This window comes from Mesorhizobium sp. WSM4832, from assembly GCF_055811115.1.
This window is the reverse complement of record NZ_JBVVQH010000063.1, coordinates 1-542: the sequence shown is the minus strand read 5'-3', so window position 1 is coordinate 542 and position 542 is coordinate 1. Positions and strand designations below refer to the sequence as shown.

Below are 542 nucleotides of genomic sequence, written 5' to 3'. Positions count from 1 at the left end.
TCGCCATACTCGCCGGTCTGGGCGTTGTAGCCGAAGGTCGCGCCCTTGTTCTCGAGGATCTTGCCGGCAACGATCGAGGCTTCAGCACCGGCGTTGGCCGCGATCTGGCGGGCCGGAGCCTGCAGCGCGCGACGCACAATGGCGATGCCAGCGGTCTGGTCGGAGTTGGCGCCACTAACGCTGATGGCCAGCGATGCGCGCAGCAGTGCGACGCCGCCGCCGGGAACGATGCCTTCTTCCACGGCCGCGCGGGTCGCGTTCAGAGCGTCATCGACGCGGTCCTTCTTTTCCTTGACTTCGACTTCGGTCGCGCCGCCGACGCGGATCACGGCAACGCCGCCGGCGAGCTTGGCCAGACGCTCCTGCAGCTTCTCCTTGTCGTAGTCCGAGGTGGTCTCCTCAATCTGCTGCTTGATCTGGGCGACGCGGCCCTGGATCTCTTCTTTCTTGCCGGCACCGTCGACTATGGTGGTGTTCTCCTTGGAGATCGACACCTTCTTGGCGCGGCCGAGCATGTTGAGGCCGACATTCTCGAGCTTGAT

1 protein-coding gene is annotated in these 542 nt (G+C 64.8%); it reads right to left on the bottom strand.

What is annotated here, in order from left to right:
* The coding region (locus AC0L2L_RS33355) for a TCP-1/cpn60 chaperonin family protein (protein ID WP_473584022.1) at nucleotides 1-542 on the bottom strand (542 nt) is incomplete at both ends.